General features: G+C 45.1%; 24 protein-coding genes and 2 riboswitches. Of the genes, 8 read left to right on the top strand and 16 right to left on the bottom strand.

Annotation, left to right across the window (positions count from 1 at the left end; all coding sequences use genetic code 11):
- Positions 1–9: 9 nt before the first annotated feature.
- The 11 genes from nadA to ciss_RS10355 all read right to left on the bottom strand — a co-directional run bounded on the left by nadA (position 10) and on the right by ciss_RS10355 (position 8,970).
- Positions 10–930, bottom strand: a complete 921-nt coding sequence (nadA, locus tag ciss_RS10405; RefSeq protein ID WP_075866228.1) for a quinolinate synthase NadA — start codon at positions 928–930, stop codon at positions 10–12.
- Between the two features lie 11 nt (positions 931–941).
- A complete protein-coding gene (gene panD / locus ciss_RS10400) occupies positions 942–1,313 on the bottom strand; it encodes an aspartate 1-decarboxylase (protein WP_439951280.1) in 372 nt (123 codons plus the stop codon).
- Positions 1,314–1,326: 13 nt separating this feature from the next.
- Positions 1,327–2,178 (bottom strand): pantoate--beta-alanine ligase, encoded by an 852-nt coding sequence (gene panC / locus ciss_RS10395; RefSeq protein WP_075866226.1) that lies wholly within the window; start codon positions 2,176–2,178, stop codon positions 1,327–1,329.
- Between the two features lie 24 nt (positions 2,179–2,202).
- Positions 2,203–3,033: a 3-methyl-2-oxobutanoate hydroxymethyltransferase gene (gene panB, locus ciss_RS10390; RefSeq protein ID WP_075866225.1), complete on the bottom strand. Its 831-nt coding sequence runs from the start codon at positions 3,031–3,033 to the stop codon at positions 2,203–2,205.
- Positions 3,026–3,904: a Rossmann-like and DUF2520 domain-containing protein gene (locus tag ciss_RS10385; protein WP_077177557.1), complete on the bottom strand. Its 879-nt coding sequence runs from the start codon at positions 3,902–3,904 to the stop codon at positions 3,026–3,028. The genes panB and ciss_RS10385 overlap by 8 nt, the downstream gene beginning before the upstream one ends.
- Before the next feature lie 215 nt (positions 3,905–4,119).
- Complete coding sequence (gene folK / locus ciss_RS10380; RefSeq protein ID WP_075866224.1) at positions 4,120–4,605, bottom strand: 2-amino-4-hydroxy-6-hydroxymethyldihydropteridine diphosphokinase; 486 nt, start codon at positions 4,603–4,605, stop codon at positions 4,120–4,122.
- A 1-nt stretch (position 4,606) separates the two neighbouring features.
- A complete protein-coding gene (gene folB / locus ciss_RS10375; RefSeq protein ID WP_075866223.1) occupies positions 4,607–4,966 on the bottom strand; it encodes a dihydroneopterin aldolase in 360 nt (119 codons plus the stop codon).
- A gap of 8 nt (positions 4,967–4,974) precedes the next feature.
- Positions 4,975–5,730: a dihydropteroate synthase gene (gene folP / locus ciss_RS13920; RefSeq protein ID WP_305764294.1), complete on the bottom strand. Its 756-nt coding sequence runs from the start codon at positions 5,728–5,730 to the stop codon at positions 4,975–4,977.
- A 440-nt stretch (positions 5,731–6,170) separates the two neighbouring features.
- Positions 6,171–6,653: an HD domain-containing protein gene (locus tag ciss_RS10365; protein WP_075866222.1), complete on the bottom strand. Its 483-nt coding sequence runs from the start codon at positions 6,651–6,653 to the stop codon at positions 6,171–6,173.
- Between the two features lie 64 nt (positions 6,654–6,717).
- Entirely contained in the window at positions 6,718–8,388 is a 1,671-nt protein-coding gene (locus ciss_RS10360) for a formate--tetrahydrofolate ligase (protein WP_075866221.1), read from the bottom strand.
- 186 nt (positions 8,389–8,574) lie between these two features.
- On the bottom strand, positions 8,575–8,970 hold the full coding sequence (locus ciss_RS10355) for a thioesterase family protein (RefSeq protein WP_075866220.1): 396 nt from the start codon (positions 8,968–8,970) through the stop codon (positions 8,575–8,577).
- Positions 8,971–9,348: 378 nt separating this feature from the next.
- A riboswitch (glycine riboswitch) is annotated at positions 9,349–9,434 on the top strand.
- A riboswitch (glycine riboswitch) is annotated at positions 9,435–9,528 on the top strand.
- Positions 9,529–9,568: 40 nt separating this feature from the next.
- Here ciss_RS10355 and ciss_RS10350 point away from each other — a divergent pair.
- Genes ciss_RS10350 through ciss_RS10335 form a run of 4 tightly spaced genes read left to right on the top strand, consistent with a single transcriptional unit; the run spans position 9,569 to position 12,579 of the window.
- Positions 9,569–9,964: a GrdX family protein gene (locus ciss_RS10350; protein ID WP_075866219.1), complete on the top strand. Its 396-nt coding sequence runs from the start codon at positions 9,569–9,571 to the stop codon at positions 9,962–9,964.
- Between the two features lie 49 nt (positions 9,965–10,013).
- Positions 10,014–10,937 carry a thioredoxin-disulfide reductase gene (trxB, locus tag ciss_RS10345; protein ID WP_075866218.1) on the top strand — a complete coding sequence of 308 codons (924 nt, stop codon included), beginning with the start codon at positions 10,014–10,016 and terminating at the stop codon, positions 10,935–10,937.
- 14 nt (positions 10,938–10,951) lie between these two features.
- Positions 10,952–11,281 carry a thioredoxin family protein gene (locus ciss_RS10340; RefSeq protein ID WP_075866217.1) on the top strand — a complete coding sequence of 110 codons (330 nt, stop codon included), beginning with the start codon at positions 10,952–10,954 and terminating at the stop codon, positions 11,279–11,281.
- A gap of 11 nt (positions 11,282–11,292) precedes the next feature.
- On the top strand, positions 11,293–12,579 hold the full coding sequence (locus ciss_RS10335) for a glycine/sarcosine/betaine reductase component B subunit (protein WP_075866216.1): 1,287 nt from the start codon (positions 11,293–11,295) through the stop codon (positions 12,577–12,579).
- Here ciss_RS10335 and ciss_RS13495 read toward each other — a convergent pair.
- Together ciss_RS13495 and ciss_RS13710 are read right to left on the bottom strand one after the other, a co-directional pair.
- On the bottom strand, positions 12,576–12,725 hold the full coding sequence (locus tag ciss_RS13495; protein WP_201787795.1) for a hypothetical protein: 150 nt from the start codon (positions 12,723–12,725) through the stop codon (positions 12,576–12,578). The genes ciss_RS10335 and ciss_RS13495 overlap by 4 nt on opposite strands.
- Before the next feature lie 26 nt (positions 12,726–12,751).
- Positions 12,752–12,916 carry a hypothetical protein gene (locus tag ciss_RS13710; RefSeq protein ID WP_268874222.1) on the bottom strand — a complete coding sequence of 55 codons (165 nt, stop codon included), beginning with the start codon at positions 12,914–12,916 and terminating at the stop codon, positions 12,752–12,754.
- On the opposite strand from ciss_RS13710, the gene grdA reads away from it, so the two are divergent.
- From grdA to grdD, 4 genes are all read left to right on the top strand, one after another.
- Positions 12,837–13,241: a glycine/sarcosine/betaine reductase complex selenoprotein A gene (gene grdA, locus ciss_RS10325; RefSeq protein ID WP_268874221.1), complete on the top strand. Its 405-nt coding sequence runs from the start codon at positions 12,837–12,839 to the stop codon at positions 13,239–13,241. The two genes, ciss_RS13710 and grdA, sit on opposite strands and share 80 nt — an antisense overlap.
- Before the next feature lie 27 nt (positions 13,242–13,268).
- Positions 13,269–14,576, top strand: coding sequence for a glycine reductase complex selenoprotein B (grdB, locus tag ciss_RS10320; RefSeq protein ID WP_077177555.1), 1,308 nt, complete (start codon positions 13,269–13,271; stop codon positions 14,574–14,576).
- A 106-nt stretch (positions 14,577–14,682) separates the two neighbouring features.
- Positions 14,683–16,212: a glycine/sarcosine/betaine reductase complex component C subunit beta gene (grdC, locus tag ciss_RS10315; RefSeq protein WP_075866214.1), complete on the top strand. Its 1,530-nt coding sequence runs from the start codon at positions 14,683–14,685 to the stop codon at positions 16,210–16,212.
- A gap of 14 nt (positions 16,213–16,226) precedes the next feature.
- Complete coding sequence (gene grdD, locus ciss_RS10310) at positions 16,227–17,372, top strand: glycine/sarcosine/betaine reductase complex component C subunit alpha (protein ID WP_075866213.1); 1,146 nt, start codon at positions 16,227–16,229, stop codon at positions 17,370–17,372.
- A gap of 29 nt (positions 17,373–17,401) precedes the next feature.
- Here the strand turns inward: grdD and ciss_RS13395 are convergent, their stop codons facing one another.
- From ciss_RS13395 to ciss_RS10300, 3 genes are all read right to left on the bottom strand, one after another.
- The gene (locus ciss_RS13395) at positions 17,402–17,563 is read right to left on the bottom strand and encodes a hypothetical protein (RefSeq protein ID WP_166504019.1); all 162 of its coding nucleotides are present in this window, start codon (positions 17,561–17,563) and stop codon (positions 17,402–17,404) included.
- A 49-nt stretch (positions 17,564–17,612) separates the two neighbouring features.
- On the bottom strand, positions 17,613–18,731 hold the full coding sequence (locus ciss_RS10305) for a DUF362 domain-containing protein (RefSeq protein ID WP_075866212.1): 1,119 nt from the start codon (positions 18,729–18,731) through the stop codon (positions 17,613–17,615).
- Positions 18,732–18,882: 151 nt separating this feature from the next.
- The coding region (locus ciss_RS10300) for a LysR family transcriptional regulator (RefSeq protein WP_077177560.1) at positions 18,883–19,721 on the bottom strand (839 nt) is incomplete at its 5' end.

Below are 19,721 nucleotides of genomic sequence, written 5' to 3'. Positions count from 1 at the left end.
CTTCTCCCCCTAACCAATAGCCAACATTCTCTCTAAAGCCTGAAGGGCTTTTTTGGCAATTTCCGGATCAACCTCAATTTGCGGCTCTAAAGTTTCCAGAGCTAACTTTACTTTTTCGATAGTGGTAAGTTTCATGTTGGGACAAATTAGCTTTTTTGAAGCCAGATAACACTTTTTCTGAGGAGCCTTTTTCGCTAACTGATGCATGATACCCGCTTCCGTTCCGATGATAAATTCATCCGCCGGGTCACTTACCACGTAGTTTATAATACCGGTAGTGCTAAAGACACCATCGGCTAAAGCCACCACCTCCGGCCGGCATTCGGGATGAACCACTACTTTAGCATTAGGATGCTCTGCTTTAGCCTGCCGAATATCATCGGGAGTAAGCCTTTGATGGGTGTTGCAATAACCGTCCCACAGTATTAACTTTCGCCCGGTTTTCTTGGCCACATAATCACCTAAATTGCGGTCCGGAGTAAAAATAATTTCCCTCTCCGGAGGAATGCTTTCTACGACTTTCACCGCATTAGCCGAAGTGCAAATGATGTCACTCTCGGCCTTAACCTCGGCTGAAGAATTAACATAGGTAACCACAATAGCCCCGGGATGTTCAGCCTTCTTTGCCCTCAAACTTTCAGCGGTAATGGTATCGGCTAAAGGACATCCCGCTTCAATTTCCGGAAGCAAAACGATTTTATCCGGTGAAAGTATTTTGGCACTTTCAGCCATAAAATGAACACCGGCAAAAACAATAACTTCAGCATCGGTCTTAGCTGCAGTCCGGGCAAGCCCCAGGGAATCGCCAACGTAATCGGCTACTTCCTGAACTTCGGGACGCTGATAGAGGTGGGCAAGGATAATGGCTTTTTTTTCTTTTTTAAGCCTCACCACCTCATCCATAATTTTTTGGGTTTTTTCATCAAACATTCGTTTCACTCCTATTCTGTTTGGCCGTGAATCTCTTTTTCTTTTATTTTAACTATTTTATTGTTTTCATCAACAAAAACTACTTTGGGTTGCCATTGTTTTGCTTCTTTTTCTTCCATTAACGCATAGGCAATAATAATAACCTTATCCCCCACCTGGCAAAGCCGGGCTGCAGCCCCGTTTAAACTTATAATCCCGCTACCCTTTGCTCCAGGAATAGTATATGTTTCAAGCCGTGCACCGTTGTTAATATTAACTACCTGTACTTTTTCGTTGGGTAATATTCCTGAAGCTTCTAACAGCTCTTCATCAATGGTAATGCTCCCTACATAATTTAAATTAGCTTCGGTAACAGTAGCCCGGTGAATTTTCCCTTTCATCATGGTCAAAAACACTTTAATCTACCTCCAAAATAAAGTTATCTATCAAGCGAGTACTGCCAATGTAAACTGCCAGAGCTATTATAAATTTACCTTTAATTACATCCAGGGCTTTTAAATCGGGAACCGAACGTACTTCAACGTAATCAATCCGTGCCAAAGGTTCAGTTTTAATAAATTCTTCTATAACTTTTTTTAGCCTTTCGGGATTCCTTTCCCCCGCCAAAACCAGCTCCTCCCCGCGTTTTAAAGCTCGATACAAAATAGTAGCAGCTTTTCGCTCCTCGGGATTTAAATAAGTATTCCTTGAACTCATTGCCAGTCCATCTTCTTCCCGGCAGGTAGGAACGCTGACAATTTCCACATTAAGATTTAAGTCCCGGACTAATTTTTCTATAATAAAAAGCTGCTGAGCATCTTTTTGGCCAAAGAAGGCTAAGTCCGGCGTCACAATGTTAAAAAGTTTGGTAACTACAGTAGCCACTCCTTTAAAATGTCCGGGACGGGATTTCCCGCACATTACTTCCGTAATTTCCCCACTTACTTCAACAAAGGTGGAGAAACCTTCCTTATACATCTCTTCGGCAGAAGGGGCAAATACACTATCCACTCCCTCCTCCTGCAATAAGGCTAAATCCCGCTCGATATCCCGGGGATATTTGGCAAAATCTTCGTTGGGGCCAAACTGCAAAGGATTAACAAATATCGATACAATTACTACATCCGCCTGCAGTTTAGCTTTCCGAACTAAGGAAAGATGCCCTTCGTGAAGATAGCCCATAGTGGGAACAAAGCCAATAATTTTTCCTTCCCGCTTTTGTTCGGCAACGTAGGTTTTAAGAGGTTTTATTTCCGTAAAAAAACGCACATTATTCCCTCCTCACTACAGCAACTAATAGATTCTTTCTAATATCTCCGGAGCCATGGTAAAACTATGCTTTTCTTCCGGAAATTGTTGCTCCTTTACCTCCTGCACATATTGTCTTATTGCTTCTTTAATTAAGCTTGAAAGATCGGCATATCTTTTTACAAACTTGGGTAACATCCGGGGATACATGCCCAAAATATCGTGGTAAACGAGAACCTGTCCATCGCAGTTTACTCCCGAGCCAATTCCTATTGTTGGAATTGGTATGCTTTCGGTTATTTTTGCCGCTAAAGCCGCCGGCACGCATTCCAGGACGATGGCAAAGGCTCCCGCATCCGCCAAAGCTTTAGCATCATCCAAAAGTTTTTGGGCAGTTTTTAAGTCCTTACCTTGAACTTTATAACCCCCAAGGGCATTAACCGACTGGGGGGTTAGGCCAATATGTCCCATTACCGGTATTCCTGCAGTTACAAGCTTCGCCACCAGTTCAGCTATTTCACTGCCCCCTTCAAGTTTCACCGCCTGGGCTCCTCCTTCTTTTAAAAAGCGGCCGGCATTATAAAGGGCATCGGTGTAATTAACCTGGTAAGACATAAAAGGCATGTCTGCAACTACCATGCTCCTTTTGCTCCCCCGTACCACCGCTTTGACATGATGGAGCATCTCCTCCATGGTAACGGGGACAGTGCTGTCGTAACCTAAAACCACCATACCGAGCGAATCCCCTACTAAAAGCACTTCCGCTCCAGCTTCCTCGGCAAAGAGGGCGGAAGGATAATCATAAGCCGTTATCATGGCAATTTTGTGACCCGCTTCTTTCATCTCCTTTAAACTGCTAACGGTAACCCTATCCATTAAATTTTTCCCCCTCAAAAAGTTTTAAAATCTCCTGCCCTTTTTCCGGATTATAATCGTCGCGCTTTTGGGCCATTTCTAAGGTACGCTTGCCCAGCACCCGGTAGAATTCCATTAATTTCGGATAGTCCTGTAATTTCTCCAGGTGTTGTTCTATCGTTAACGTATCTCCCCGGGCAATAGGCCCGGTTAACGCCTTTACCGTACCATACTTTTCAATATTATTTAGCGTTCCCAAAATTAGCGGTTTTAACGCTCTATAACCCTCTTCCCGATCAATTCCCGAAATTTCCAGAAGCTCTAAAGCTATATCAATAAGGGTAACCAGGTAATTGGAAGCCACTACCGCTCCGGCGTGATACAAGCTTTTTTGATTTTCTTTGAGGTACAGCACCTTGGCTCCCAATACCCGCACCAAATACGCCCCTAATTTAACTCCTTCCGGATCCCCTTCCAAAGAAAAATAAGCCTCGGGCATCACCTGTCGGCCCATCTCCGGAGAAGCTATGGCCTGAAGGGGATGCATGGTAAAAGTTATCCCGCCCTTTTCCTTTATAGGGCTTAAAATTTTATAACACTGGGAGCCACTGGTATGAGCAAAATACTTTCCCTTTAAATTGGGAATTTTAGCAATTTCCCGGGCAACCCGGGCAATTTCTCGATCGGGAGTGGTGATAAAAATAAGTTCCGACTCCATAACCAAACTTTCCAGATCCCGGTAAACAAAACTGTTTATTTTTAAAGCAAGCTTCTCAGCAGAAGATAGACTTTTACTGTAGACCCCGCTGATATTAAACCCTTTTTCGCGCAGGAGTAAACTTAACGCTCCCCCAACTCTTCCTGCCCCGATAATTCCAATGGAATTAATCACCTAAGCTCCCCCTCTTTGGGTTATGATAAAAAAAGCCTTCCGAACGGAAGGCTTTTTTACTAACTCCCGTCTCGGTCCTGTGGATCCAAGCGGTCATATTGTTTTTTACAAAATAAACCCCTCTGTAGGACCCATAACGGTGTCCTCAAGGTTATAATAACAAGTCCAAGAATTCTTTACAATAAATTTTGGTACAAGAAATTAAAATAATTTTTTCACAAATTTTTGAATTTTTTTATCCCCTGTACCCGTTGTAATTTTTCCGCTAAATTTTTTAAAAAAATGCCGTTTATCTCCGCTTCGGGCCAGAGCTCCAGAAGGGGCAGCACCACAAAAGCCCTTTCGGTAATCCGGGGATGAGGCAGGGTTAGTTTCTCCTCCTGCCTCTTTTCCCCTTCATACCACAAAAGGTCCAAGTCAATCACCCGCGGACCATACCTGGTGTTTCTTACCCTACCCATTTTATTTTCTATTTGTAAAAGAGCTTCCAACAAACTTTCTGGCGTAAGAGCGGTTTCTATTTCGCATACTGTATTTAAAAACCAGTCCTGCTCGGCATATCCCCAGGGCTCCGTTTCGTATAAAGCTGCAACTTTATTAATCCTGGTACCGGGAAGGGACTTAATTTCCTTTAAAGCCATTTTAATGTTTTCTTCTTTATTTCCGAGATTTGTACCGATTCCAATATATGCTAAAGCCACGCTATCTGCCCCTTTTTACTTCCACATAAACATCGGAAAATTTCTGCCTTAAAGGTGCCCCTGGCTTGTGAACCCGCACCATTATTTCTTTTACCAAGGAAAATTTGTTTAAAATTCCCCCTGCTACTTCTTCAGCTAAAGCTTCAATTAAATCAAAGCGGTTTTTTGTAACAATCTCCTCGGTGAAATCCAAAACTTCCTTATAGCTAACGGTTTTACTTAAATCATCACCGCGCCCCGCATCCCTTAAATCAATACCAAGCTCAAGGTCAAGAATGAATTTTTGCCCCAAAGCTTTTTCTTCCGGTAAAACTCCGTGAAAAGCATAAAATTCCACACCTTTTATGACAATCTTATCCATCTTTTCACCTACCGTACCATGGCATCGGTCATTTTAGCCACCCGCACCATTTCTTTCACATCGTGAACCCGCACGATATCTACACCCTTAGCTATTCCTAAAGTTACGGTAGCAGCCGTCCCTTCCACCCGTTCGTTCACCGGCAAATCCAGAGTTTTACCAATCATTGATTTCCGCGAAGTACCCAGTAAAATCGGCTGGCCAAGACTATTTAATTCCTGTAAGCGCTTCATTAATAAAAGATTGTGCTCCAACGTTTTGCCAAAACCAATTCCCGGATCAATAATAATCTTTTCCCGCGGTATCCCGGCTTTAACACCGATCTTGATGCTTTCTTTTAAGAAAGCTATAACTTCTGCCATTAAATCATCGTACTCGGCCTCGGTTTTATTGTGCATCACTACCACCGGTGCCCCATAGCGGGCAGCCACTTCAGCCATTCGGGGATCTTTTTGTAGCCCCCAGACATCATTAATGATATGGGCCCCCGCTTCCAAGGCTTTTTCCGCTACCTCTGCTTTGTAAGTATCCACCGAAATGGGAACATTTATTTCCCGCACCAAAGCTTCCACTACCGGCAATACCCGGCGCAGTTCCTCTTCCGCCGGAACGTACTCCGCTCCCGGTCGGGTTGATTCCCCGCCAACATCGATAATATCCGCACCCTCGGCAACCATTTGCCGCGCTCGCTTTACCGCCGCTTCAATATCGTTGTACTGTCCACCGTCCGAAAAGGAATCGGGAGTTACATTTAAAATCCCCATAACGAGGGTTCTCTCGCCCAGGGTAATTTTTCGGCCCCGGCAATCCAGTTCGTATTTGGGCCGTCCATTTAAATTTTTTAAAACTTCTTCAATTTCTTCCGCCAAACTCTTTAGGCCAAAGGGCTGCATTTTTAACTTGGGTATTACCTGCCGCCATACTTTTTCGGTAGCAAAACATAGTACATCGGTAGTGGGAACAGTTAAATCCAAACTCCCCCAGGAAGTAGCACAATCTCCTCCTTTAGCTAAGAGCTCCTGTTTTAAAATATTGGCAGCTTTTGTTGATAGCTCTTTAATTTTAATACATCTTAGAACCCCCTTGGGGGCCATCAAATTTACCCCGGCCAAAGTACTACCGATTAAAGAAATTTCCTTTTTTACTTCTTCAATATTGGAAAATTCCCTTGCCCATAAGATGTGCTCCATAGCATAAACCCCCATTAATAAAACTTCTCCCGGTGAAGTATTAGCATTTCTTCTTTTTTCCAGCAGTTGTCGATAACCCCGCAAGCAAGGCACGGCCGGGAAAGCTTATCGGCAAGGTATAGTAAATGGGTAAAACCTTCCGAGTTTTGTTCCCGGTGTCCCCTTATTGCCTCCGTTATCCGGAAAATTTCCTCCCGACCAAACTCCCGATACTTTTCTAATATCTCCCGGGCAACTTCAGCACCAATCAGCGCGTGATTTAAACCGTAAAGATACTCTTCCACCCTCCCTAAATCGTGGAGAAGGGCAGTAATATAGATAAGTTCCCTTGGAAAGGAAAATTTATTTTCAAAACACAAAATAGCTAAAATTCTTGCCACATCTAAAAAGTGCTGGAAATCGTGCCTGCAAAACTCCCGGTCCCTCTCCAAATAATTTATCTCTCTAAAGCGCCTAACCACTTCTTCATCCCTAAAAACCCGCCAGAATCTCTGCATAGGTTACCCCAAACTTTCCTTTGTATAATAAGGAAAAAGGGGGATTTCTCCCCCTTTAGCCCCCTTAGAATAAGCCGGTAATTTTACCGTCAGCATCGATATCAATGACCTCTGCTGCCGGTCGTTTGGGAAGCCCAGGCATAGTCATGATATCGCCGGTAATGGCCACGATAAAGCCCGCTCCCACAGACGCCCGGAGCTCCCGTACCGTAATGGTAAAGCCGGTCGGTCTTCCAAGTTTGTTCGGGTCATCGGATAAGGAGTACTGAGTTTTGGCCATAATAACCGGCATATTGCCAAAGCCCATTTCTTCAAACTTGGCCAGGGTCTTTTCCGCATCTGCGGTAAAGACAACCCCATCGGCACCGTAAATTTCCCGGGCAATGGTTTCAATCTTCTGCTTAATCGGCATTTCGAGATCGTAGAGGTAGCGGAAGTTAGCAGGTTTTTCTTCGAGCACTTTAAGCACCTTTTGAGCTAATTCGATTCCACCTTCACCGCCCTTGGCCCAAACTTCCGATAAAGCAAACTCAGCACCTGTAGCTTCAATGAGCTCCCGGAGCTTGTTGAGCTCGGCTTCGGTGTCGGTGGGGAAGCGGTTAATGGCAACTACCGCCGGTAAACCAAACTTACCGATATTTTCAATATGTTTTTCAAGGTTAGCAAAACCTTTTTCTAAGGCTTCAAGGTTTTCTTTATTGAGTTCGGCCCGCGGTACACCACCGTTGTATTTTAAGGCCCGAACCGTTGCCACGATAACTACTGCCGAAGGTTTAAACCCGGCAAACCGGCAAACTACGTTAAAGAATTTCTCAGCACCCAGGTCAGCACCAAAGCCAGCTTCGGTTACCACATAATCTGCAAGCTTCAAGGCAATCTTATCGGCCAAAATAGAGTTAGTACCATGAGCAATATTAGCAAACGGACCGCCATGCACGAAAGCCGGAGTGTGTTCCAAGGTTTGCACTAAATTAGGTTTAATTGCATCTTTCATTAAAACAGTCATTGCTCCAGCGGCTTTCAAATCTCTGGCATAAACCGGCTTTTGGTCGTATGTATAACCAATTAATATCCGGTTAAATCTCTCTTTTAAGTCCATGAGGTCCGATGCTAAGCAAAGGATAGCCATAATCTCGGAAGCAACGGTAATATCAAAGCCCGTTTCCCGGGGTACCCCTTGAGCCGGACCGCCAAGACCGATTACTACCTTTCTAAGAGCCCGGTCGTTTAAGTCTACCACCCGGCGCCAAACAACTCTCCTGGGGTCAATCCCCAATTCGTTTCCTTGATGAATGTGGTTATCAATCATCGCTGCTAAAAGGTTATGCGCCGTAGTAATTGCGTGCAGGTCTCCGGTAAAATGGAGGTTAATATCTTCCATCGGCACGACCTGAGCATAACCTCCACCGGCAGCACCACCCTTCACCCCAAAGCTTGGACCTAAGGATGGTTCCCGCAAGGCAATAACAGTTTTCTTTCCTAAGCGAGACAAAGCATCCCCCAGACCAACGGTTGTTGTAGTTTTTCCTTCCCCGGCGGGTGTTGGGTTAATTGCTGTTACCAAAATCAATTTGCCGTCGGGACGGTCCTTGATCCTGTCCCAAACGTGAGCAGCAATTTTTGCCTTGTACTTGCCATACAGTTCAATGTCATCTTCGGTGAGCCCTAACTTTTCCGCTATTTTTACTATGGGCTCTAACTTTGCCTCCTGGGCAATTTCGATATCGCTTTTCATGCCCTTTCCCTTCCTTTCCCTTAAATTTTTTTGTATTTAAATAACCTTTGCTAAACTATTTTGAGCATCAATTATAAAATTATTCTCTTCAAGAAACAAAAATCCTGCATAAATTTTGAAATTTTTTAATTTTCCGCACATGTTAATGTAGTTACTTTCTTTAGCTTTTTCTTTCTTTAATACTTTTTAATTTTCTTTTCTACCGACCTTCTCTAAAAATTTCTCAATGTTCACCCGTACCCTTTCATGCCGTCCTTCCCCTATTTTCCCCTGCTCATCAAAAGCTTCCACCAAAAACGTAAGTTTTCGCCCTTCAACCGAAATCAACTTAGCTTTAGCTTCAACCAGAGCACCGACGGGCGAAGCTTTTATGTGAGAAACTTCAATTTTTGTACCCACGGTAGTTTCTTCCGGGGATAAGGCAGAAGCAACAGCATTTACCGCCGCTTCTTCCATTAAAGCTACCATCATTGGAGTGGCAAAAACTTCTAAACTCCCACTCCCAACTACCTTGGCCGTCTTTTCCAGAGAAACGGTAGTTCTGGCCGTCCCTTCCAGGCCTTCGATAAGGTTTCCTGCCATCCTCTCACCCCACTTTTTCCCGAGCTTATTAATTTTATTCTTTTTTCCTCTTAATTTTCCTCTTATTATTATTAACCCATAAAAAAAATATTGTTAATTTTAAGTAAATTAAGCTGTATACTGCATTGGTATACAAACCCCTTTATATGCACTTTTTGTCACATTAAAAATAAATGTTTTTTCATATATTCGCCATTTTCTTAATTTTCGCAAGATAAAAACTTCTAAATTTGTCGAAAAAATTAAATTTTTGGAGCAGGACTTGTGTAAATTATCACGAATGTATATAATAGAAATTGAAAAGTTAAGCAAAATTTTTCATTCTCCCCCTGCATATTTTTCTTCCATCCCCCCAAAATTAATAATGTAATTTTCCGTATGAAGGTTGCGGGAGAGACCCCGAATGGGGCGCCGAAGGAGCAAGGGCAACCGAAACTCTCAGGCAAAAGGACCGCCACCGGACGGAACTCTGGAGAGCCCGCAAAATGCGGCACCGAAGGAGAAACCCGAAGCTTTGAACTCGGGAATCTCTCAGGTTTTAGGGACAGAGGCCGGAAAAGTTATTCGGCCTCTGTTTTTCTTTTAGGAGGAATTTTTCATGCTGGTGATTACAAATAACCCGAAAGTCAAAGACTATATTCAAAGATTTAACTTGGAACCCCGCTTTACGATTGTCTGGGTGGAGGGCTATACCGAAGATGTATTAGCAAAAGTTCGTGATCTCTGTCATTCAGGCCATAAACTTTTAACCCACCCTTTGACCGGCAGTATTAAACCAAATCAAACACCTTATAAAACCGTAGTTTTAGAAAAGCTTGAGCAAGAATCCGATTACGATTCCATCCTAACGGCTGAAATTAGCTATTTAAAAACCAAAGAATTTTTAGAAAAACGGCCTCGTCCCAAGAAAATCGAGCTTTTTTTGGAAGATTTTGCTGTGATAGACCTGGATTTTTTTAAAAGTTTTCTTTACAGCGTGGGTCTTATTAAATAAGTTTAAAACTTTAATTTATAACTTTTCCCTTTAAAAGGAGGAATATCGTATGGAGAGATACGATGTAATCATCATCGGCGCCGGTCCTGCTGGACTTTCTGCCGCTCTTTACAGCGCCCGGAGTAAGCTTTCCACCCTTTATATTGAAAAGCTTTCCACCGGCGGACAGGCTGCCACAACCGATGAAATCGAAAACTATCCTGGGTTTGCTCATGGGATTTCCGGTCCTGAGCTCACCGCCCAAATGGAGGAACAGGCAAAGCGCTTTGGTGCCAAAAAACTTTTGGCCGAAGTAAAGGGAATTGAGCTTTCGGGGGCTGACCGGATCGTCAAAACCACCAAAGGTGACTTTATTGCGAAAGTGGTAATTATCGCTTCAGGTGCTGCACCTAAACTCCTTGGCTGTCCGGGAGAGTTAGAATTTAGAGCTCGGGGGGTTTCCTACTGCGCTACCTGCGACGCCGCTTTTTACGAAGGTGCCAATGTCATGGTTGTAGGGGGTGGCGACTCGGCAGTAGAAGAAGCCTGTTATCTTACCAAATTTGCGAATAAAGTAACCCTTGTCCATCGCCGCGATACCTTGAGAGCCACCAAAGTTCTCCAGGAAAGAGCCTTTGCCAACGAAAAGCTGGAAATTCTCTGGAACACCGTGGTGGAAGAAATTATCGGTACCGACGTTGTGGAAAAAGTGCGCTTAAAAAACGTGGTCACCGCTGAAGTTTTTGAAAGGGAAATTGACGGCATCTTTATCTATGTCGGCCTTAAGCCCAATACCGAGTTTGTCAAAGGCTTAGTAAACATGGACGAACAGGGGTACATTATTACCGATGAAAACATGCGCACCAACATTCCCGGAATCTACGCCGCCGGCGATGTCCGTCAGAAACTCTTGCGGCAGGTAGTAACCGCCGCTGCTGATGGTGCTATCGCCGCTTACCATGCGGAAAAATACATTGAAGAATGTACCGGGTAAAGGAGGTGATAAACATGGCGGGAAATGTAATTGAACTAAACAAAGACAATTTTGAAGAAGAAGTTTTAAAAAGCGAGCTTCCGGTTCTGGTGGACTTCTGGGGTCCCCGTTGCGTACCGTGCATGGGTTTAATGCCGGTAGTGGAAGAATTGGCGGAAATCTATGCGGGTAAAATGAAGTTTACCAAATTAAACACTGCCGAAAACCGGAGGCTGGCTATTCAGCTTAAAGTAATGAGCCTTCCTACCTTCCAGTTTTACAAAAACGGCGAACTTGTAGACCAGCTACAAGGTAATTTTGGCCGCGAGGAAATTGAAGAAAAAATTCGTGCCATTATCGGCTAAGGAGGGATAAAATGCGGCTTACCCTTGGGAAAATTAACATTAAAGGCCTGGAATTTGGCCCCAGTACCCGGGTTGAAAACGGAGTTCTTTACGTTAATAAAGACGAATTAACATCCTTATTGAAAGAGGATAATCGGATTAGTTCCGTTGAGGTTTTCCTGGCACGCCCGGGCGAATCGGTACGAATCGTACCGGTAAAAGATGTCATTGAACCCCGGGTGAAGGTGGAAGGCCCAGGAAATATTTTTCCCGGTTTTCTCGGTAAGGTAGAGATGGTGGGCAGCGGCCGGACCCACGTTTTAAAAGGTACTGCAGTGGTCACTACTGGAAAGATTGTAGGATTCCAGGAAGGGATCATTGACATGACCGGTCCTGGAGCCGAGTATACTCCTTTTTCCAAAACCTATAACGTTGTAGTTAAAATTGAACCGGTTGAAGGCCTTTCTCAGCATGAGCATGAAAGTGTAGTTCGGTTAGCAGGACTTAAAGCCGCTGCCTACCTTGGGGAAGCTGGTAAAAACATTACCCCCGATGAAGAGGTAACTTATGAAGTGGTACCGCTCTTAGAAGCCGCTTCAAAGTATCCCGGACTTCCAAAAGTAGCTTATGTTTACATGCTCCAAACTCAGGGTTTACTGCATGATACTTACGTTTACGGGGTAGATGCCAAGCACATTTTACCGACCCTCATCTCCCCTACCGAAGTATTTGACGGTGCTATCGTTAGCGGTAACTGTGTTTCGGCCTGTGACAAAAACACTACTTACGTGCACATGAATAACCCGGTAATTGAAGAATTATTTGCCCGTCACGGCAAGGATATAAACTTTGTTGGCGTTATTATCACCAACGAAAACGTTACTTTAGCCGATAAAGAACGTTCCTCCAGCTACACCGCTAAGCTTGCTGAAATGCTCGGCATTGATGCAGCAATTATTTCCGAGGAAGGTTTTGGTAACCCCGATGCCGATCTGGTTATGAACTGCCGGAAGTTAGAACAAAAAGGTATTAAAACGGTGCTGATTACCGACGAATATGCCGGACGCGATGGTAGCTCCCAATCGCTGGCCGACACCACTCCAGAAGCCAATGCCGTGGTTACCGCCGGTAACGCCAACGAAACCATTGTGCTACCCAAGTTAGATACTGTCATTGGCCATGTGGAAGTTGTCAACGTTATTGCCGGAGGTTTTGCCGGGTCACTACGGCCCGATGGCAGCATCGAAGTTGAAATTCAAGCAATAACCGGTGCTACCTCGGAAGTTGGCTTCAATAAACTATCCGCAAAAGGATATTAATCGTAGTAAGTGGTAAGTGATAAGTGGTAAGTGGTAAGTAAAAAATTCTTTATGCTGACCACCAACGACTTACCACCGACCACATTATTGCGGTAGGAGGTTGGTGGTGGGAAAATCTCAACCACTAACGACAGACCACTAAACACCGTGATTGCTGTCCCTACTATAAAAACTAAAGGAGGAGTTTTAGTATGGCAATTTTGGCCGGTAAAAAAGTCATTGCTGTAGGCGACCGTGACGGTGTCCCCGGTCCCGCTATAGCTGAATGCGCCAAGAGTGCCGGTGCGGAAGTGGTATTTGCTACCACCGAGTGTTTCGTCTGAACTGCTGCCGGCACCATGGACCTGCAAAACCAGGCCCGTATTAAGGAACTTGCTGAAGAACTCGGCGGTGAAAATATCGTTGTCCTTTTAGGAGCAGCCGAACCCGATACCGCATCACTGGCTGCAGAAACCGTAACTCTGGGCGATCCCACTTTTGCAGGTCCATTAGCAGGAGTCTCGTTGGGACTCAAGGTTTATCACATTTTAGAACCCGAGATTAGGGCTGAAATTGATCCAGCCGTTTATGAAGAGCAGGCAGCCATGATGGAAATGGTTTTAGATGTTGATGCCTTAGCCGCCGAAGTATCCAAAATGCGAGAAGAGGGAAGCAAGTATTAGTCCTTGCTTGGCAAAGGAGGTAATTTTGTGGCTAAATTCCGTGTAGTCCATTACTTAAACCAGTTTTTCGGTCAAATAGGCGGCGAAGAAAAAGCAGATACCGTTCCACTGAAAAAAGACGGTCCGGTGGGACCCGGTACTGCCTTAAATGGAGCTTTTAAAGGAGAAGCGGAAGTTGTCGGTACCGTTATCTGCGGGGATAGCTATTTTGCCGAAAATATGGAAGAAGCCCTTAAGCAAATTCTATCAATGATCAAGGAATATAATCCTGACCTGGTGGTTGCCGGTCCCGCTTTTAACGCCGGCCGCTACGGTACCGCCTGCGGGGCGGTTGCCGAAGCGGTAGTAAAAAATCTTGGGATCCCTGCGGTAACCGGCATGTATCCGGAAAATCCCGGGGTCGAAATGTATAAAAAATCCGTTTACATCATAGCTACCGCCGATTCGGCCATTGGTATGCGGAACGCCATCCCAAAAATGGCCGCTCTGGGTCTTAAGCTCTTAAAGAAAGAAGAAATCGGTACTCCCGAACAGGAAGGCTACATTGCCCGGGGAATTCGGAAAAATTACTTTGCGAAAGAAAGAGGAGCCAAGCGGGCGGTAGATATGCTTATCGCCAAGATTAAGGGTGAAAACTTTACCACCGAACTTCCTATGCCTGCTTTTGACCGGGTTCCTCCCAATCCCGCCATAAGAGACCTTAGCAACGCTACCATAGCTCTGGTAACCTCCGGCGGTATTGTTCCCAGGGGCAATCCCGACCGGATTGAATCGTCGTCAGCTTCAAAGTTCGGTAAATACTCTATCGCTGGTGTAAAAGACTTAACCGGCGATACCTTTGAGACGGCTCACGGCGGTTATGACCCGGTTTACGCCAACCAAGACGCCGACCGGGTTTTACCGGTCGACGTTTTAAGGGAACTGGAAGCAGAAGGCAAAATCGGAAAGCTGCACGATTACTACTATGCTACCGTCGGTAACGGTACTTCTGTGGCCAATGCTGCTAAATTCGGTCAGGCTATCGCTGCCGATTTAAAAGCTGCCGGAGTGGATGCGGTCATTCTTACCTCCACCTGAGGTACCTGCACTCGCTGCGGTGCAGCGATGGTCAAGGAAATTGAACGGGCCGGTATTCCCGTAGTTCACATGTGCACCATCGTCCCCATCAGTAAAACCGTTGGGGCTAACCGGATCGTTCCAACCATTGCTATTCCTCACCCCCTCGGCAATCCTGCCCTCCCGGCGGATGAGGAAAAAGCCTTAAGAAGAAAACTCGTGGAAAAAGCATTAAAGGCTCTTACCACCGAAATAGAAGGCCAAACGGTATTTGAATAAAAAATCCCGGGAGCAGGTCATAAGCCTGCTCCCCAAAATTTAGAAAGCAAGCCCATTATCCGGACTTAAGATACAAAAATAATTTTGACAAATGGAGGTTATAATTATGCCGGTCTTAAAAGGTGTTGGCCAGTGCCTCATTCATGCCCCCAACCTTTTGTACCACAACGGAACCACCCAGACGGTTGAAAGGCTAAAAAACCCTGACTCTGAATACCTGAAAAAACTTCCCGAACATTTACGGAAGTATGACGATGCTGTAGCTTACGCCCCAAACCAGGCATACATCGGTAATATCAGTCTTGAGGAGTTAAAAACCATTCCCCGTCCCTGGTATCCAAACTCCATTAATGGAGCTTCCCGTTTTGGCAAGTACGGTGAAATCATGCCGGAAGACGAATTTTACGGACTCTTAAAAATAGCCGACGCCTTTGACCTCGTTATCCTGGAAGAAAGTTTTCAGGAAGAGGTCAAGGAAAAACTTGCCAAACATAAGCTGATTAACGAACAACTGCTTGCCCGCCTTACAAACGCCAAACCCCTGGGGGAAATTGAAAAGTTAGTAGCCTCCCACACAGCGGAAGGTTTATACCTTGGGGAAAAATTAGTAGGTTGCGTGCGGCAGGCCCATGAAATTGACGAAAATTTATCGGCCCATATTATGTTAGAAAACCTTGTGGTAAAAGCATCGGGCATTTTAGCAGTCCTCCATCTTTTAGCCAATACCGGAATAAATCCTGCGGAAGTAGATTACATTATCGAATGTTCCGAAGAAGCCTGCGGTGACATGAACCAAAGGGGTGGCGGTAACTTTGCTAAAGCTATTGGTGAAATTGCCGGTTTGGTAAACGCCAACGGCTCCGATGTGCGCGGCTTTTGTGCTGGTCCTGCCCACGCCCTTTTGCAGGCTGCATCCCTGGTAAAATCCGGTACCTTTAAAAACGTTGTAGTTGTAGGTGGCGGTGCCGTTGCCAAACTCGGAATGAACGGAAAAGACCACGTTAATAAAGGAATGCCGGTTTTAGAAGACATGCTGGGAGCTTTTGCGGTACTGGTCTCGGAAAACGATGGCCTTAACCCCATCATCCGCCTGGATGTTATTGGCAAACATAATATTGGTAGCGGTGCTTCCCCGCAACAGGTAATGAAAGCCCTGGTTGCCGAACCCCTGGCCAAACTTGGACGGAAAATCACCGAAATTGACTACTATTCGGTAGAAATGCAAAACCCGGAACTTACCGAACCGGCCGGCGCCGGCAACGTACCGGAAGCTAACTACAAGATGATCGGCGCGCTGGCGGTTATGGCAGGAGAGATTGGCCGGGCCGATATACCCACGTTCGTGCAAAAACACGGATTACCAGGCTTTGCTCCCACTCAAGGTCATATTCCTTCCGGAGTTCCGGCCCTTGGGTTCTTTAGAGATGCTCTCTTGGAAGGCAAAATTTCTTCGGCCATGGTTATTGGCAAGGGTAGTCTGTTCCTTGCCCGGATGACCAACCTGTTTGACGGTTTATCCCTTTTAATTGAAAAGAACCCAGGTAAGACTGAAGAAACTACCGGCCTTACAAAAGAAGCTATTCGGGAAATGGTTGCCGAGTACTTACGGGAAATGGCCAAAGGCCTTCTTTCCTAAGGGGGTAAAAATAAATGGAGCAGGTAAAAAAATTAATTGCGGAAGTGTTAAATGAAGCAGCGGATGTTATTGCCACCGGGCGAGCTCTTAAAAACATCCGGGTAGGTATCACCCTTCTGGGCAGTGAACACGGTGTGCTTGAAGTGTTAAAAGGTGCCGAAATGGCCGCCCAAAACCTTACCAATGTTGAAGTCGTAGTAATTGGTCCGGAAGATGTAGAAACCAGGCTCACTAAAGTCGTTGTCACCAATGAAAAAGAAGGCCACCGGGTAATGGAAAAAATGTTAGACTCCGGTGAATTAAATGCGGCCGTTACGATGCATTACAACTTCCCCATCGGCACCTCTACTGTAGGTTTGGTAGTAACCCCCGCTCAGGGCCGGAAAATGTTTATTGCCACAACCACCGGCACCTCTTCCCCCGACCGGGTGGAAGGAATGGTTAAAAACGCAATCTACGGCATTGCCGCTGCCAAAGCTTACGGCCTTAAGAATCCTAAAGTTGGAATTTTAAATGTGGACGGCGCCCGGCAGGTAGAAAGAATTTTAAAAGAACTCCAAAGTCGCGGCTACCAAATTGATTTTGCCGAATCAAAGCGCTCCGACGGCGGTGTAGTCATGCGGGGTAACGACCTACTTGCCGGTACTCCCGACGTCATGATTTGCGATAGCTTGACCGGCAACCTCTTAATTAAAATCTTCTCCGCCTACACCACCGGAGGTAGTTACGAAGCTTTAGGCTACGGCTACGGTCCGGGAATAGGAGAAGGCTTTAACAAAATAATTAATATCATTTCCAGGGCCTCAGGCGCACCGGTAATTGCCGGCGCTATTGAATACGCCGCCACCATGGCCCAGGGTAGACTTATAGAAGTTGCTCAGGCAGAAATTGCTGCCGCTAAAAAAGCAGGACTTCCTGAACTAGTAAAACCTGTAGAGAAAAAAGAAGCAGTCGAAGAAGTAAAAATGCCCCCGAAAAAACCGGTAGATAAAGAAATTGCCGGAATTGATGTTTTAGAATTGGAAAATGCCCAGAAGCTTTTATGGAAACACGGTATTTATGCCGAAACCGGTATGGGTTGCACCGGTCCCATTATCCTTGTAGCCCCGGACGACTTAAGTCAGGCCCTAAAAGTTTTAAAGGAAAATAAAGTATTGTAGTCCTAAAAAAGCCGTAGAGAGCAAATTCTCTACGGCTCAAAATTTTCCAAGGTGTGAAAATAATTATTAAATATCTCATCAGCCATTTCATAGCCGTAAAACTCTGACAGCATATGTATTACCGATTCCCGGTTTAATAGTCCCTGCATAAAACTATCCATAATATGGTACACCCGGTCATCGTAAGCCATAAAACCGCCTCCCGTTTTCCTTTATTGTTTCCGGAAGGCCAGACTTTTATTACTTTTTCCGGGAAAACAGCCGCATTAAAAATCCTTCTTTTAATTCCACCGCATTGGCCGGGCAGAGTTCCTGGCAGCAATAACAGCGAATACACTTATTATAATCCACCACCGCCCGTCGATTCTCAATTTTAATGGCTTTCGGCGGGCAGTGCCGGGCACAGCGACCGCAACCGACGCACCGTTCGTTCATTACCGGCCGGGCGGTAAACTGGTTTTGAAAGAAGCGAACTAAAAAAGCAGGAATCCGTCCGTCCAACGACTCGATGTTGTTAGGTGGAACAAAATTAAACGTTAAACCTTTCCCGCTGCCGGTAACTTCTATTTCCTTTAACGGCACCACTACGCCCCAGTTTAAAGCTACTCTGGCTACCGGCATTTTTTCCGCCTCAAATCCCATCATTTGTGTCATCACCATATCCACCGCAAAGCCGTTATCTCCACCGATAATAACCCCTGCTTTTTTGGGAGTTCCGTTGCGGGGGCCATTTCCTTCCATCCCCACTACCCCATCGATAATGAAAAACACAGGTTTTATTAAAAGAGCCAAGTCGCAGAGCATGGCCGCAAAATCATCCCTTTTTTGCATCCGTAAATGATATTGAGCTTTGGCAGTTGCCACGTTAAACCCAAATAAATTTTTTACTGCACCGGTTACCCCCATAAACGAGTGGGTTTTCATTTTTGCCACCGAAATAACCTTATCTACTTCGGAAAGTTCCCTGGCCAGAGTAAACCTTTTTACGGTACGCCCCTCAGGATACGAATAATCTTTAGCTTCGGCAAAAGGTAACAACTCTGCCCCTTCTTCCTGGCACACCCGGGCAATGCCGCACCGGGCGGCTACCCGTTCGGTATTACCGGTCCCCGGAGAGTCCCCTACCAGCGGAATAGCCCCGGCTTTTTTTACCATACGAACCACCGCCCGCACTACCTCCGGATGGGTCGTTACCGCCCTCTCCGGCGGAAGCCCCTCCAGCATATTGGGTTTAACCAAAACCCGTTCCCCGGGCTTAATAAACGTTTCAATTCCACCAAACTCGGAAAACACTTCTGCTACTGCCGCTTCTACCTCCGGGTAATGATAATTATCACATTTCGTTACACATACTTTCATCCCTTTTCCTCCCAGGTATAATTTTGGGGACAGTCCCTATCTTACTACTTTAAGCATATATTTAGGGACAGACCTTTTTCTACCTTTATTACTTATTCCCTACAAACTATAAAAACTCCTGCAAAGAAAAAGACCGGGATTTAACCCCGGTCTAAACAGGTTGAACGTAATCGCAAATGTCCTGGCTTATAAGCTTAGCTACAAGTTCATTATTTCTTAAAAGATTGATAAATAGTTGTTTTTGCTTCTCATGGGCAGTGCTTTTCGTCAAAACAAAGGATAAAGGCCTTCTAATTGGTGCTTCCAGTATACTTAGTTTCTTAAACATTCTCAAATCACAATCCCGCCGCACGGTAAGTTCGGAAATTATGGTCACACCCAAGCCTGCTGCCACAACTTCCTTGATAGCTTGCGTACTGCTAAACTCCATGGTGACGTTTAAGTCATTAAGATTAAGCCCCAGTTCCTTTAAGGCCATTTCCAGCACCTTTCTCGTTCCTGAACCTTCTTCCCGTAAAATTATCCGTTCTTTCAACAATTCCGCTACCGGCAGTTTTTCTTTGCTGCCCCAGATATGATGATAAGGCACTACAACTACTAACTCGTCTTCCCAAAACTTTTCCACTTTAAAATCATTATCATCTATAGGTCCCTCAATGAGTCCAATATCAATAGTTTTTTCCACCAATTCGTGATAAATAGTGTCGGTATTGGCAATCTTCACCCGCATTTCAATCTCAGGATACAGTTTATAAAAATACGCTAAAAGCTTGGGAAGAACATACTCACCAATAGTCAGGGTAGCTCCGATGTAGAGTTTTCCTTTACTTTCCCCTCCCGCATCTCTGGCTAACTCATATGCTTCGTGGATTTTATCAATAATATCCTGAACTTTCTGGTAAAAAACTTCTCCAGCTTTTGTAAGACGTACCCCTTTATTTGACCGCTCAAACAGTTTTACTCCTACTTCATTTTCCAGGGATTGAATTC

The sequence above is a fragment of the Carboxydothermus islandicus genome (assembly GCF_001950325.1).
GTDB lineage: Bacteria > Bacillota > Z-2901 > Carboxydothermales > Carboxydothermaceae > Carboxydothermus > Carboxydothermus islandicus.
This window is presented reverse-complemented; position numbering and strand designations above follow the sequence as displayed.

Coding starts and splice junctions, on each gene's coding strand:
- ciss_RS10340 (WP_075866217.1), top strand. CDS start 10,952: ATGGCGGGAAATGTAATTGAACTAAACAAAGACAATTTTGAAGAAGAA.
- folB (WP_075866223.1), bottom strand. CDS start 4,966: ATGGATAAGATTGTCATAAAAGGTGTGGAATTTTATGCTTTTCACGGA.
- panB (WP_075866225.1), bottom strand. CDS start 3,033: ATGGATAGGGTTACCGTTAGCAGTTTAAAGGAGATGAAAGAAGCGGGT.
- ciss_RS10355 (WP_075866220.1), bottom strand. CDS start 8,970: ATGGCAGGAAACCTTATCGAAGGCCTGGAAGGGACGGCCAGAACTACC.
- ciss_RS10305 (WP_075866212.1), bottom strand. CDS start 18,731: ATGAAAGTATGTGTAACGAAATGTGATAATTATCATTACCCGGAGGTA.
- trxB (WP_075866218.1), top strand. CDS start 10,014: ATGGAGAGATACGATGTAATCATCATCGGCGCCGGTCCTGCTGGACTT.
- ciss_RS10350 (WP_075866219.1), top strand. CDS start 9,569: ATGCTGGTGATTACAAATAACCCGAAAGTCAAAGACTATATTCAAAGA.
- grdC (WP_075866214.1), top strand. CDS start 14,683: ATGCCGGTCTTAAAAGGTGTTGGCCAGTGCCTCATTCATGCCCCCAAC.
- ciss_RS10360 (WP_075866221.1), bottom strand. CDS start 8,388: ATGAAAAGCGATATCGAAATTGCCCAGGAGGCAAAGTTAGAGCCCATA.
- ciss_RS10365 (WP_075866222.1), bottom strand. CDS start 6,653: ATGCAGAGATTCTGGCGGGTTTTTAGGGATGAAGAAGTGGTTAGGCGC.
- nadA (WP_075866228.1), bottom strand. CDS start 930: ATGTTTGATGAAAAAACCCAAAAAATTATGGATGAGGTGGTGAGGCTT.
- ciss_RS10335 (WP_075866216.1), top strand. CDS start 11,293: ATGCGGCTTACCCTTGGGAAAATTAACATTAAAGGCCTGGAATTTGGC.
- grdD (WP_075866213.1), top strand. CDS start 16,227: ATGGAGCAGGTAAAAAAATTAATTGCGGAAGTGTTAAATGAAGCAGCG.
- folP (WP_305764294.1), bottom strand. CDS start 5,730: ATGGGGATTTTAAATGTAACTCCCGATTCCTTTTCGGACGGTGGACAG.
- ciss_RS13395 (WP_166504019.1), bottom strand. CDS start 17,563: ATGGCTTACGATGACCGGGTGTACCATATTATGGATAGTTTTATGCAG.
- panD (WP_439951280.1), bottom strand. CDS start 1,313: ATGATGAAAGGGAAAATTCACCGGGCTACTGTTACCGAAGCTAATTTA.